General features: G+C 62.4%; 12 protein-coding genes. 10 read left to right on the forward strand and 2 right to left on the reverse strand.

What is annotated here, in order from left to right; genetic code table 11:
* The first annotated feature begins 123 nt into the window (after window positions 1-123).
* From HGP14_RS29790 to HGP14_RS29820, 7 genes are all read left to right on the forward strand, one after another.
* Entirely contained in the window at window positions 124-4554 is a 4431-nt protein-coding gene (locus HGP14_RS29790; RefSeq protein ID WP_168833461.1) for a strawberry notch-like NTP hydrolase domain-containing protein, read from the forward strand.
* A gap of 12 nt (window positions 4555-4566) precedes the next feature.
* The gene (locus HGP14_RS29795) at window positions 4567-5601 is read left to right on the forward strand and encodes a toprim domain-containing protein (RefSeq protein ID WP_168833462.1); all 1035 of its coding nucleotides are present in this window, start codon (window positions 4567-4569) and stop codon (window positions 5599-5601) included.
* A 333-nt stretch (window positions 5602-5934) separates the two neighbouring features.
* Window positions 5935-6876 (forward strand): DUF2493 domain-containing protein, encoded by a 942-nt coding sequence (locus HGP14_RS29800; RefSeq protein ID WP_168833463.1) that lies wholly within the window; start codon window positions 5935-5937, stop codon window positions 6874-6876.
* A gap of 83 nt (window positions 6877-6959) precedes the next feature.
* Window positions 6960-7220 (forward strand): type II toxin-antitoxin system Phd/YefM family antitoxin, encoded by a 261-nt coding sequence (locus tag HGP14_RS29805; protein WP_168833464.1) that lies wholly within the window; start codon window positions 6960-6962, stop codon window positions 7218-7220.
* Window positions 7210-7629, forward strand: a complete 420-nt coding sequence (locus tag HGP14_RS29810) for a hypothetical protein (RefSeq protein WP_168833465.1) — start codon at window positions 7210-7212, stop codon at window positions 7627-7629. Before HGP14_RS29805 ends, HGP14_RS29810 begins: the two co-directional genes overlap by 11 nt.
* A 595-nt stretch (window positions 7630-8224) precedes the next feature.
* Window positions 8225-8548 (forward strand): DUF736 domain-containing protein, encoded by a 324-nt coding sequence (locus HGP14_RS29815; protein WP_012559840.1) that lies wholly within the window; start codon window positions 8225-8227, stop codon window positions 8546-8548.
* Between the two features lie 59 nt (window positions 8549-8607).
* Entirely contained in the window at window positions 8608-8940 is a 333-nt protein-coding gene (locus HGP14_RS29820; protein WP_168833466.1) for a hypothetical protein, read from the forward strand.
* Between the two features lie 64 nt (window positions 8941-9004).
* On the opposite strand, the gene HGP14_RS29825 is transcribed toward HGP14_RS29820, so the two are convergent.
* Window positions 9005-9283, reverse strand: coding sequence for an HU family DNA-binding protein (locus tag HGP14_RS29825; protein WP_168833467.1), 279 nt, complete (start codon window positions 9281-9283; stop codon window positions 9005-9007).
* Window positions 9284-9681: 398 nt separating this feature from the next.
* On the opposite strand from HGP14_RS29825, the gene HGP14_RS29830 reads away from it, so the two are divergent.
* Window positions 9682-9846 carry a hypothetical protein gene (locus HGP14_RS29830; RefSeq protein WP_168833468.1) on the forward strand — a complete coding sequence of 55 codons (165 nt, stop codon included), beginning with the start codon at window positions 9682-9684 and terminating at the stop codon, window positions 9844-9846.
* A 195-nt stretch (window positions 9847-10041) separates the two neighbouring features.
* Here the strand turns inward: HGP14_RS29830 and HGP14_RS29835 are convergent, their stop codons facing one another.
* Window positions 10042-10317, reverse strand: a complete 276-nt coding sequence (locus tag HGP14_RS29835) for a WGR domain-containing protein (protein WP_168833469.1) — start codon at window positions 10315-10317, stop codon at window positions 10042-10044.
* 500 nt (window positions 10318-10817) lie between these two features.
* On the opposite strand from HGP14_RS29835, the gene HGP14_RS29840 reads away from it, so the two are divergent.
* Window positions 10818-11303: a hypothetical protein gene (locus HGP14_RS29840; RefSeq protein WP_168833470.1), complete on the forward strand. Its 486-nt coding sequence runs from the start codon at window positions 10818-10820 to the stop codon at window positions 11301-11303.
* 1710 nt (window positions 11304-13013) lie between these two features.
* The gene (locus HGP14_RS35860; RefSeq protein WP_246704665.1) at window positions 13014-13430 is read left to right on the forward strand and encodes a hypothetical protein; all 417 of its coding nucleotides are present in this window, start codon (window positions 13014-13016) and stop codon (window positions 13428-13430) included.
* Window positions 13431-13725: the final 295 nt, after the last annotated feature.

The following is a 13725-nucleotide window of genomic DNA, read 5'->3' on the forward strand; positions in this document are numbered from 1 at the left end:
ATGATCGCCGACAGTTTAGCTGGCGATTCCCGACCCCTCCTTGGCTGCCCAGATATTCGCTCCTCCGAAGCCTCGGCAGGACGCTGGGCTGCCTGTTCTTCCTCACTCTTGGAGCATCCTTCGATGAATATCATCTCGCATCCTCGAACCATTTCCACGTCTCCGCGTCTTGAGACCAGAACCGGCGCTGAGGCAGTTATTTGGGCTGCCGAACAAATTATGTCGCTTCTGGAGCATGGCAACGTCGTCACTTCAGGTGACCTGCGACAGATCATGATGGAGGCCCTCGGCGGGAGCGACGCCGAGGGCCTCTGGCTCTGGAAGGATGCTTATGAAGCGGCCGAAGCCGCCCAGGTCCTGTTCCTGCGCAAGTTCCGCTCAATTGCCTCCCGGAGCCAGTCGCCTCGATCGACGCTCGCGATGCTGACGAAAGTGGCAAACCTTGCGCCGACCCATAGCCGACGGTCCGAGGAGAGCCAGGCCCTGCAGCAATTCTCGACTCCGATCCCTCTTGCCTACGTCGCATCTCGTGCTGCCGGCATCACGGCCGCTGACGTGGTCCTCGAACCGTCGGCCGGAACCGGGCTCATGGCGATCTTTGCCGAACTCGCAGGCGCGCGCCTGGCGCTCAACGAATATGCGGCTGCTCGGCACTCGCTGTTGGAGCAGATCTTCCCCGGCGTTCCGACATCGCAGCACGACGCTGCGCATATCGACGATTACCTCGAGCGGCCTATTCGGCCGACCGTGGTGCTGATGAACCCGCCGTTCTCGGCTGGCGTCCATGTCGAAGGCCGTGTCGCCGACGCTGCGTGGCGGCATTTGACCTCCGCCTTCGCTCGCTTGGTCCCTGGCGGTCGGTTGGTTGCGATCACCGGCGCAAGCCTTACTCCCGACAATCCGGCATGGCGCGATGCTTTCGTCCGTCTTCAGGGGCGGGGCACCGTGTTGTTCACCGCGGGGGTCGATGGCAACGTCTACGCCAGACATGGAACGACGATGGAAACGCGTCTGATCGTGATCGACAAGATCCCGGCGGGCGATCCTTCGAAGCTGTCGGCGTCCAGCGGCACTGCGCACGATCTGGAAACACTGCTCGCCTGGATCACCTCTCTTCCACCCCGCCAGACTTCGACGGCGCCGAACTCCATTGGAGCGCTCTCCAACGGTATGCTGCGGGCGGACACGATGCGTGCAGCACGGTTTGCTGCGCCGTCGCATCGCCATGCGGTCGGCGCGCAGGCGAACCCTTCACCAATGGCCCGCCCTGAATGCGTGGATGAAGAGGTTATCGAACTCTCCTACAGCCTGCGCGATGCAGCGCCGAAAGTTGAGCGCAACACTGCCGACGGCATCTATGAGCCGTACCGGCTGCAAACGATCCACATCCCCAGCGCAAAGCCGCATCCCGACAGGCTGGTCGAATCCGTCGCGATGGCCTCGGTCACACCGCCGAAGCCAAGCTATCGTCCGCATCTGCCGAGGCGCGTCGTCGTGAGCGGCGATCTTTCCGATGCCCAGCTCGAAAGCGTCATCTATGCCGGCGAAGCTCATTCCGGCTATCTCGCCGGACACTGGAGCGTCGATGCCTCCTTCGACAATATCAGGGCGGTCGCATCCGACGCAGAGCATGCCGTTCGTTTTCGCCGGGGTTGGTTCCTCGGCGACGGAACAGGCGCCGGCAAAGGTCGCCAGGCTGCCGGCATTATTCTCGATAATTGGCTGAAGGGTCGTCGTCGGCATGTTTGGATCTCCAAGTCCGACAAGCTGATCGAGGATGCCCAGCGTGATTGGGGCGCACTGGGCCAAGAGAAGCTCTTGATCACACCCCTGTCGCGTTTCCGACAGGGAAAGCCGATCAAGCTGGAGGAGGGCATCCTCTTCACCACCTTTGCGACGCTGCGCACCGACGAGCGCGAGGGTCGGCGATCGCGCGTCCAGCAGATCGTCGACTGGCTCGGTCAAGAGGCGGGGAGCGGCGAAGCCGCGACTGGGAATGCAAGAAGCTTCGATAATGTTATCATTTTCGATGAAGGCCATGCCATGGCCAATGCCGCCGGCGGCAAGACCGAACGCGGCGACAAGGCGGCATCGCAACAGGGCAGGGCAGGGCTCCGCCTGCAGCGCGCTCTGCCGGATGCCCGCGTCGTCTATGTCTCGGCGACCGGCGCATCGGACGTGGAGTCGCTCGCCTATGCGGAACGCCTCGGCCTTTGGGGCAGCAGCGACTTTCCCTTCCCGACGCGTTCCGAGTTCATTGCCGCGATCGAAGACGGCGGTGTCGCCGCCATGGAAGTGCTGGCGCGCGACCTGAAGGCCATGGGTCTCTACGCATCGCGGTCGCTCTCCTTCGAGGGCGTCGAATACGAAATCCTCGAACACGAGCTGACCGAGGAGCAGATCCGCATCTACGACTCCTATGCCGAGGCGTTCCAGGTGATCCACAACCATCTCGACGCTGCCATGGAGGCCTCAGGCATAACCGGCAAATCCGGCACGCTGAACAAAAATGCGAAGGCCACGGCGCGTTCAGCCTTCGAGAGCTCGAAGCAGCGTTTCTTCAACCATTTGCTGACATCGATGAAAACGCCGGCCCTTCTCAAAGCGACTGCCAACGATCTTGAGGACGGCCACGCCGCCATCGTCCAGATCGTCTCGACGGGGGCAGCGCTGACCGAGCGCCGGCTGGCACAGATCCCGACCGAGGAATGGGGCGATCTGCAGGTCGACGTGACGCCGCGGGAATATGTCATCGACTACCTCATGCACTCCTTCCCGGTGCAGCTCTTCGAGGAGTTCTCCGACGCCGATGGCAATCTCAGCTCGCGGGCCGTCCATGACGCCGACGCCAATCCTGTCATCTGCCGGGAGGCCGAACGGCGACGTGACGAGCTCGTTGAAACTTTGGGCAGCCTGCCTGCCATCCCGACGGCACTCGACCAGATCGTCCAGCACTTTGGTACGAGCCAGGTGGCAGAAATCACCGGCCGCTCCCGCCGCATCGTCCGCCGCGAGGACAGCAGCTCCATCGCGCGTTATGCCGTGCAGAGCCGGCCGGGCAGCGCCAATCTCGACGAGGCGCGTGCCTTCATGGATGACGAGAAAGGCATTCTCGTCTTCAGCGATGCAGGCGGGACCGGGAGATCGTATCATGCCGATCTCGCCGCCCGCAACCAGCGCCTCCGCTTGCATAACCTGCTGGAGGCAGGATGGCGCGCCGACGTGGCGATCCAGGGTCTCGGCCGCAGCCATCGCACCAACCAGAAACAGCCACCGCGCTTCCGGATGATCGCCACCAACGTCAAAGCGGAGCGGCGGTTCCTGTCGACCATCGCCCGGCGTCTCGACACGCTCGGCGCTATCACTCGTGGCCAGCGTCAGACCGGCGGGCAGGGCATGTTCCGGTCCGAGGACAATCTCGAATCCCAATATGCCCGCGACGCGCTGCGGCAGTTCTACGGACTGCTGCATGCCGGCAGGATCGACGGCTGCTCGCTGGATAAGTTCGAAAGCATCACGGGCCTGTCATTGACATCGGAGGAGGGCGGGCTGAAGGACGAGCTGCCGCCGATCCAGACGTTCCTCAATCGCATGCTGGCATTGACCATCGTCATGCAGAACGTGCTGTTCGAGGCCTTCGAGCAGCTGTTGGCCGCCCGTATCGAAGGGGCGATTGCCGCCGGCATCTATGACAAGGGCCTGGAGACGATCGCTGCCGACAGCATGATGGTTACTCAGCGCCGGCTGATCCATACGCATCCGGTCACCGGCGCGCAGTCGCACCTCTTGACCATTGAGAGGAGGGATCGCAATGCACCGATGCAGGTCGAGGAGGTTCAGAGTCTCGTGGAGCAGGATCCACGCGCGAAGCTGATGGTCAATGGCAAGTCGGGCCGGCCGGCCGTGATGGTACCCATCCGCTCCATCATGCTGGACGATGGCTCCATTCAGCCCCGCGTGTCGCTGATCCGGCCGATGGACGAGCTCCGCTTCGAAATCCGGCAGCTCGAAGAGACGAATTGGGAGGAGGTTGACGAACAAGCGTTCGTCCTCGCCTGGAATACCGAAGTCGCTGCGGTGCCGGAATTCTCGACGTCGACGATGCACATCGTCAGCGGGTTGTTGCTGCCGATCTGGAAACTCCTGCCGCAGGATTTCTGCCGGGTGCGGCGTCTGCAGACTGATGACGGTGAGCGGATCGTCGGCCGTGTCATTGCTCCGGATCGGCTCGCCGGACTCTGCCGCAACTTCGGGATCGATCAGACCACACTGATCGCACCGGACGAGGCCTGGGCATCGCTGGTCGACGGATCCTCTGTCGTCGGGCTTGCCGGCGACATGACGCTCCGCCGTGTGCGCGTGATGAACGACTACCGCGTCGAACTGACCGGCTTTACCGACGGGATGCGCGACTGGCTGCGGTCGATCGGTCTGTTCTCCGAGATGATTAATTGGAAGCTCCGCTTCTTCGTGCCTGTCACAGATGAGGGTGAGGAGATCCTGTCGAAGCTGATGCAGCGTCATCGCCTGGTCGATGTCGCGCGCCGGTCATGACGGAGGTCTGCCATGCTCTCCGCAGCCGAACTGGCGGACCGTCTCGCGCAAGACGCGGAGGCGGTCTGCCGCCACTATCTTTCCGCCGGCCGCCGGGCCGGCAACTACTGGCTTGTCGGCGATGTCGACAACAACAAGGGCCGGTCGCTCTATGTGCGTCTGACCGGCCCGCGCGCCGGCCGATGGACAGATGCAGCGACCGGCCAGTTCGGCGATCTCCTTGATCTCGTCCGTGAGACCTGTGGCCTCGTCGACTTCCGGGACGTTACCGAGGAGGCGCGTCATTTCCTCAACCTGCCTCGGCCCGACCCGCTGTCGTCTCGCAGGACGGACGCCCAATGTTCTGCGGCCGTCGAGCGGCCCACGGCTGAGCGGGCCAGGCGTCTGTTTCGGATGACGGGGCCCCTAGCCGGCACCCTTGCCGACTCCTATCTGCGCGAGCGCGGCATTCTGCGGCCGTCTACCCATATGGCGTTGCGTTTCCATCCGGCCTGCTACTACCGCGATCTTGTCACCGGCCGGACGAGCAGCTATCCGGCCCTGATTGCCGCCGTGACCGACTCTGCAGGTGAGATCACCGGCGTACATCGCAGCTGGCTCGATCCGGCCGGCGGTGGCAAGGCCAGGGTGGACAATCCCCGCCGCGCACTTGGCGGGCTGCTCGGGAATGGCGTCCGCTTCTGCTTTCCGGTGAATGCACCTATCCCGGTAATGGCGGCAGGCGAGGGCCTCGAAACCATGCTGTCCCTCTCGCACGTGATGCCCGGCATGCCAATCGTCGCGGCGCTGACGGCCAATCACCTTGCGGCCCTCCGCTTTCCACGTGGATGCCGGCGCATCTACATCGCCGCCGACGCGGATGCCGCCGGCCGCCATGGGATCGAGGCATTGAGCCGTCGGGCACAGGCGGAGGGAATCCTGCCGCTGGTGCTGTCGCCTGAGCTCGGCGACTTCAACGAGGATCTTCGCTGGCTGGGCCCCGACCAGATGACCGCAAGCTTGCAGGCGCAACTCGTCTCGGAAGACGCGATCGCCTTCCTGCCCTGACGTCGGTGACCGGAAGGGGCAGCAGGCCGGGCGACAGGCGGCGTGGGCGCAAAGATCGGTCCACCAGATGGCTCGGATGTTGACGCGCGCCCGCGGGCCTGCCGAGAGGCGACCCTTACCACGCGGGCCTCGGGCCTTCAGCGGGTCGGTCGGGTTTCTTCCCCTGCCAGACCGCGGGCGCGATCTGTCATTCCTCGCGGATCAAGAAACCCTCCCTCCGCCGCCCGGCGCTTCGCTGGGCCGCGGCACTTCGTTTGCGGTTCCGGCCTCGACCCGCGTGACCGGGTTCGCCGTCAGGCCGCGAGAGGCGCGGCCTACCAAACGGAGACCACCATGGACCTGATCCTTCATCCCGACGACGGCTTCGAGCCCCACCACGCGTCCTCCCCGACCGACCGCTTCATCTACGAGATGCAGGTCTTCGGCTATCGTCCCTTCCAGGACGATCCCGACCCGCGGCCATTGCCGGAGGAACCGCAGGTCCGCTCATCGATCACCGCGATCTTCGACGCCTTTGCCGAAATGCTCGGCGACACCCGGCTGGAGCCCGATCTCGAAGACCTGTTCTGGTCGATCCCCAATCTCTTTCATCGCGCCGGCGAGCGCATCCAGCGCGAGCTCGACCGCAACGAGGAGGCGCAGCGTACCGGCCAGCGCGAGCAGGACGGCTCGGAGGTGAAGAACGTCGAACTTGAACGCCTCGTCGCCGAAGGCATCACGCTCCTGGAGCGCCGAAATAGCTTCGAATTCATGCGCGACTATGCGGCCGATCTGTTCGAGGCGCAGACCGGTTCGTCGTGGCGGCCTCGCACTGGCTCGAAGGTCAACCACGCCCACATGACCGCCGCGATGATCGACAGCCGCGACTTCCTCTCCGCCCGCCGCCGGGCCGAAACCGAGGTGCTGATCCCAGCCGGCACCAAGATCGCCTTTGCCGGGGGTATGGACTATAACGATCATGAGCGGATCTGGGCGAAGCTCGATCAGGCGCATGCCAAGCATCCCGACATGGTGCTGCTGCACGGCGGCTCGCCGAAAGGCGCCGAGCGTATCGCCGCCTGCTGGGCTGAAGCCCGTAAGGTGACGCAAATTATCTTCAAACCCAACTGGACCAAGCACGCCAAGGCCGCGCCGTTCCGGCGCAATGACGAGATGCTCTCGGTCATGCCGGCCGGATTGATCGTCTTTCCGGGAAACGGGATCACCGGCAATCTCGCCGACAAGGCACGCCGCCTCGGCATCCCGGTATGGCAGGCGTCAGGAGACGGCGCGTGAGCGCCGTTTTACTGGAAATATGGAAAAGATGGAAAACATGGAGAAATTAGTTTATATGTGGGGCCGTGCTGGAGATCATAGCGATGAAGCAGTTCACGACAGGCGACTTGAACAAACAAATCGGCGATATCACCGATGCGGCGAGCCGCGAGCCGGTCATGCTCACCCGGCACAAGAAGCCGCGTTTCGTGCTGATGAGCTACGAGCATTATGAGCGCATGCGCACCGGCGGCGATCCGCGCCGTGCCTATCATATCTCAGAGATGCCCGCCGAGCATGCAGCACTGTTCGACGAGGCGCTCGATCGACTGGCGCGCGGCGAAGGCTACGACGATGAGCCATGAATTCCGCCCCGGTGAGGTCATCTCCTATCCCTATCTTTGGGCCTGGCAGCAGCAGCGCGGCGAAACCGAAGGCCGCAAGCAGCGCCCAGTCTGCGTCGTCATTGCCATCCGAAGTGCCACCGATGGAAACACGCATCTGGCCCTCCTCGCCATCACCACCCAGCCGCCGCAGCCGGGCCGGATCGCTCAGGAGATCCCCGAAATCGAGCGCAAGCGTGCGGGCTTAAGTGATCTGAAGCGTTGCTGGATCATGGCCGACGAGTACAATTACGATATCGTCGAACGCTCCTGGTACATCGAGCCCGATCAGGACATCCTCGGCCGCTTCAGCAAATCCTTCATGGTCAAGATCGCCAAACTGTTTGCCGAGGCGCGCGGCCGCACCGGTCGGGTCAACCGGCTCGATTGAGACTTGCCGCCGCTTCTTCCCTTCTTGATCGCTCCCTGAACGCGTCTCCGCCATGGCGGATCTCTGGCGCTCTCTGATCAATTAGACCACGACTGCTTGGCCGGCCATCGCCGGCCGTTCTTGATCGATCTCAATGCCTCTCATCGCCGTACTACAAGGCGACAATCCGTCAATCACGTCTGTCACGCGGTCCTGCTCCGTAGAACTGCAGTCGCGTCAGGAGGGGCGGACAATCGGGTCTCACGCCGACCGAAGCCGTCTTTGATGATGAGGCTGGGATCAGAACGGTGCTGATCTACCGCGTCGAATCCGCCCGGTTGAGGACCACCGTCCATTGACCCCGAACACTACCGACGCATATGCAACGAGTGCGGCACTCGGCAGGTGCGCAAATGGCCGCCAAGGCGAGGTCTCCAGCTGACGTCGCAATCAGAGACCCTTCCCGTTCTTTATGTCGCCTTTCTAAGGGACCGGCCGCGACCAGCGTCAACCCGCAAGGGGTTTCCCTTCGCTTTCGCTCCGGTGACGCCTGCGGCGCGGCCCCTTCTTCGGGCGCCATCGGGAATGGTCCCGATGCAACGAAGGAGACAATCCCATGGCTACCACGATCGCAACCCTCACCGAAAAGACCGACGGCACTCTCGAAGGCGTCTTCGCAACCATCCGGGTCAACGCCCCGATCGCCCTCGTCCCGAACGCCAACAAGGCGAGCGAAGAGGCGCCGGACTACCGCATCATCCATCGCAAGACCGGCTTTGAGATCGGCGCAGGCTGGAACCGCATCTCCCGCCAGACCGGTGAGGAATACATCTCCACGAAGATCGAAGCGCCCGAGATCGGCGTGATCTTCGGCAACGTCGCCCCCGCACCCGGCGGCGAGCCCGGCAAGAAAGTCATCCTCTGGAACAGCCCGGCCTGAACCGGACCGCCGGCTCCGAAACAATCGGGGCCGGCGTCCCCATTCCTAAGGAGGCCACCATGAGCCGCTACACAATAACGGTCACCAGGACCGCATCCCGCCACGCCGATCCAGACGCTACCATTGGCTACGACCGTCCGCTTCAGACGTTCTTCCTCCAGGCATTTCCGGACGCCGATGGCGAGAATCTTGAACTCTGGCTTGGGACCGACTTCCGGGAGTTCGAAACACTGTCGCGACTGCGCACTGCAGCAATCGCGCTCGGTTTCGACTTCATACCTTTGGCATCCGGCATTCTTCACAAGCTGCTGGGCGACCATGCCCGCGAAGCCCATCACGCGGTCAGCGACTCGATCATCCAGGATGTTCTCAACGGGACATCCGCCCGCTGACGCAAACCCAAAACGAAAATAGCCCGGCACCGTGCCGGGCTATTTTTTTGCTTGGCTGGCAAGACTACTTGTTCAGTGCGTCCTTCAGTGCCTTTGCCGGCGTAAAGGCCAGCTTCTTGGCCGCGGTGACCTTGATCGTTGCGCCAGTCGCAGGATTGCGCGCTTCGCGCTCCGGTGTCGCCTTCACCTTGAACTTGCCGAAGCCGGGCAGGGAGGTCTCATTACCGGCCACCGCGGCTTCGGTGATGGAAGCAATCACCGCCTCCACGATGGCTTTCCCTTGCGCCTTTGTAAGGCTGTGTTCGGTCGCGATCTTGTCGGCGATTTCGTTGGTCGTGGTCATTTTCTTCTCCGCATCGTGTCAGACGCAGAATTCCTGCCATTGCCGACCGCAACTGTCATTGACACGCTGCGGCAAATCGCTCGGAAAGCCCAGATCTCCACAGTTATTCAGGCGGTCACGGATCAATAACCCGAAGCCGGGCATCGAGCCCACCTTCGGCTTCGGGTGCTATACGGAGAGGAAATGTCTGCTCAGTCCGTCCGAGGGTGCCATGGGCGCATGACGGCCTCAAGGACGAGCGGTGCCCCCAATTTTGCCTCCGCTCCGGTTCCCTGCACTCCGACAAAATCGGCACCCCCACTCGCCGCCGCTGGCGGTCGCGTTCCGCGATCCCTGACCCCGCCACGCCCCCATGCCCGCGCGCGTCGTCTTTCACAAACGTCAAGGAGACGACGACGATGCTTCTGGAACAACACATTGAAGAGCTGCGGGCCGAATTGCGGAATGCCGTGTACCCCGGCGAACGCCACGAGATCGAGGTCGAACTGGAACTCGCCTGTGCCGAGTTGGCGGTGTTCATGGCCGAACAGGAGGGTGTAATCGACGCCGAGCCGCCCTTCTGAGGCGGCTTTCACCATGTCGCCTGGCCTGTCGCGCCGGATCGACCGGCGCTTCAGGCCCCAAGCTTCGCTTCGCCATCAAGAGCTGTCAGAACGTGCGGTGTTCGTTTGGAAACGCGGAGGCCGTTGGATACCACTCCTCTTTCGATCCCGTGCCGTCGACACGAGGATGGCATCGGCCTCCACGGCGCTCCTTGGTTAACGATCAGCCGGTCTATCTTGGCGGATATACGGTTTCGGCGTGTATCCGCGCGACCGTCTCTTTCTTAGAAGCTGAAGGAACAGCCTCACCGCCTCTTCCTCCCGCGCGAAGTGATGATCCCGCCTTTGGCCGGTGGTGCCGATGCGACCCCATCGGCGGATAAGACAGGCCTCGCCGAACAGGTTGGGCTCAATCGACATGGCATAGTAGCGGGCCATGTTCTTCTTGGCGTCGATGCGTTCGACATAAAGCTGGTAGCGTTGCGCGATCATGACAGGAAGAATCGTGCAAGGCGGACTCGGCGTCCAACGACATATTTGAATCGGTCGGTCTCGACTGATTCATGCTGATGATGGGTGGTCGCCGGATGATCTGGGCGAGCCGCTTGCGGCGGACGGTGCTATTCGCCGTCGCTCACGGAGCCCGCAAGCGGTCTCCGCCCATTCGGGTCACGCCCCTCTCGCGGTTTCCGCAGCGGCGGCGCGAAGTTTTCGCGACCAAGGCCGAGGATAGAGTGGATGGCCGGCTGAACGCCGGATACGGACACGGCGCTGGGGCGCCGTGGTCTATCTCTTTCTGACGTCCCATTGTGCACCCGCCACTCCGGCGTCAAGGACTGCGCGGCCCCTCCAATTTTCAGCCGCCGTCCTTACGGCCGCCGTCAGAAAATCGGTTCCTCCGCTTGCCGCCTCTGGCGGCCGCGTTCCGCGCTCCCTGACCCCTCGCGGCTACGGTGCGGCCCCCTTTCGTCAGAACGAAAGGAGACAATACGATGTCCAATGACTGGTACTACGTCCATCAGCTTGCCGTGCTTGCTGGTTTCAGGCTTATCGTCCTTGCAAACCGCATCGGTTGCTCGGATGACTTCTCGCGGGCGTTGCACGACCGGCTCGCCGACGGGCTTGCATGCGCAGCGGCACGGGTGCGATCGATCATGACGCTGCAGGGCGAGCTGGCGTCCGAACCGGATCTCGAAGGTATCACTGCCTTCCAGCTTGAAGGCGAAAAAGATTGCTTCAACCGCTTCCGGATCGCCCTTCTTGACGACCTCGAAATCGACTTTGCCACCCACGAGTACCGGATCAACAATGGCGAGTGGCACTATGCGCTGTCGGCGGACTGCGACGGCATCGAAATCAGCTATCCGAGCACCATCGCCCTGACCGACGCAGAACTGCGCGGCCTCGGGCCGATCATCCGCGATATCTCGCACGAAACGGGCATCTGGGTCAGCGCCGCGCGGATCGTCTACGATTGATGCTCGACGAGAGACGGCGGAGCCCGTCTCTCGCCTCTTCTCATTGCCTTGACCGCTTGCCGACATCGAGCCGGCGCGCGGTCTTGAGGGGAAAGAGTTGCCGCCTCTCCCCTCAATCACCCCTCTCCCTGCGGAGCGGGTCGAGACCCGCCCGGCCTTTCGGGCCGGTGAGCGGACGCTGCCGCGACTTCCCCAATCAACACGAGGAAACGGGCAGCCTGCGCTACACCCTCATGCTTCGGGTATCCGCTCCATCTGCCCGTTTCCTCCTGCGGTGGCTCGTCGTCTTATCGCTTGCAGCCATCGATGTCCGATCCCTGCGGTCCGAACATCCCGGCTTCTCGCGATGACGGCTCGCTTCAGCATTACAGCACGAATGGCCGACCGCCACGCTGTTCCTGCGACGCGGATCGTCGGTGTGACACCTCCGATCGCTGTTGCATCGTCTGGCGCCTCGCAACAGCATTGGCGTCTTGGGCACGGCGGTCGGCCATTCGTGGTGTAATGGCAGGATAGGCTATTGGTATACCAATAACCGTTTCGCCCGGGGGGCGATTGTCGCTAGGGCGAGCCGGCGACGGAGGCATCGTCCATTTACCGTCGATCCAGAGACGAAACAGCACAGCGAAGAGGCGCCGGGCCCACGGGGGAAGGTGGGGCAAGCGACCACTTGGGTCATCGACCGCCGGATGCAATCGGGAACAACAGATTTTCGGCGGATAGGTGAAAGCGCGAATGAGCGAATAGGCGAAATGCCGATCCGCCGAATGAGTGATTGGGTGGTAGGCTAGATCGGCAAGTCGGTGAACAGGGGTCTGAGCGCTTCGGTCTTTGAGAGAATAAGCCACTCGGTGAATCGGCGCATGTGTGAATCGGCGAATAGGTGTTTGCGCAAATTGGCGAATAGGTGCCACGCCGACCCACCGAATGACCAATTAGGTGATTGGGTAAATCGGCGTATGAGCGAACGGGGGTTTAAGCGTATCGGCGGATGAGTGAATGCGCGGTTCGGCGACTGAGTGCATGCGAGACTCAGCGAATAGGTGATTGTGCGAATGAGCGAATAGGGGAATCGCCGATGTGCCGTATGGGTTTTTAGGTGATTGGCACCGGGCGATGAAATGTACCCACGTCCCGCCAGCAAACGCGCCTTTCACGAGTCCTGAGTGCGAGTCTACTGCACGACGCATTCGAGCAAAGCGTCAGGGTTCAGGCTTTACCGGTTGCAAATAATTATACTGAAGTATAAGTTAACGCGACGCCAGTTTTCGCCCTCTGCCCGGCCGTTCCAGCTGCCATCCGCCGTTTGATGAACGCACGTTTTCGATGACACACAGCCGATCTCTTCTGACCAAGGAATGGTACAAGGTCCCGCTTTGCGTCGACTGCCCGAGCTGCGGCGCGCAAACGCGATCTGCCGGCATCGTTGTAGGGCCGTCGAGCTTGACTGGAGATCTCGCCGACTCCGCCGAAAACGATATCCTGACGAGGCCCCCGGCTTCACTGGACGGGTTTGCATTTGTCGAAACGCTGAGCGGTCGAACTCAAAATATCGAGCGCTTCGTCGTCAACCGCTTCCATAGCATGTTCACTTTCAGAAACGATTGCTTGACGCCGATTTGTGAGCATTGCACCGAGGGTCTCCCGCCGCCCACGATCCGGTCTTCAGTGATGAATGGTTTCGTCCGTTTGGGGCAGAGGCGGCTGCTGGTGAACGAACGGCTGCCGATCTTCGCGTCGAACGCGGTCCTGACAGAGTTTCACGGCGGCACATCGATCGAGGAAACCGACTTCCCGTATCCCGACTACGCGGTTGTGCTCGTCTGCGACACGGAGAGCCCAGGTGGCGATACCGGTACACTCGAATTGTGGCATAGCATCGCGCGCAACGACTACGCCGTTCTTGTCAGGGGGCATGACGGTCGCGAGGTGCTTCGCGACGCCGTCAACGACGATTTGCCCGGTGTGGTGGCAACCGTCTCCGATCTTGGATTGGTTCTGACACAGCTTCATCTCGCGCAGGCGTCGTCACCATACTGCGCGCTTGCCCGCGATCTCTTTCTCAAAGCGCTCGGCGACGTCGGCTATCAGCAGGAACATCAGGAGGCGGATCATGCAGATCTCTAGAGCACTATCGCGACTTCTCGCCATTCCGCTCGTTCTTTCGGGATGCGCGCAGTTACCGCCACCAGCGCGGCCGTCGCCAGCACCACCATTTGCATATCTGAGCCTCACAGCCTGCCGAGACTATCGAAGCAATATTGTCGAGTGCCAGCTGGAATATGGCACGGAGGTCGGGCGGCATCGCCTTGGCCCGGTACAAGAGGTCGGGCTAGCCCTGGCGACCGATCGTGACGATGTTCGGTATCAGGTGTCGTCGTGCTCGCCCGCTCCGAGGGTCCAGCGGCAGTTGCCAAATTTC

This window comes from Rhizobium sp. P32RR-XVIII, from assembly GCF_012641395.1.
Taxonomy (GTDB): Bacteria; Pseudomonadota; Alphaproteobacteria; order Rhizobiales; family Rhizobiaceae; genus Rhizobium.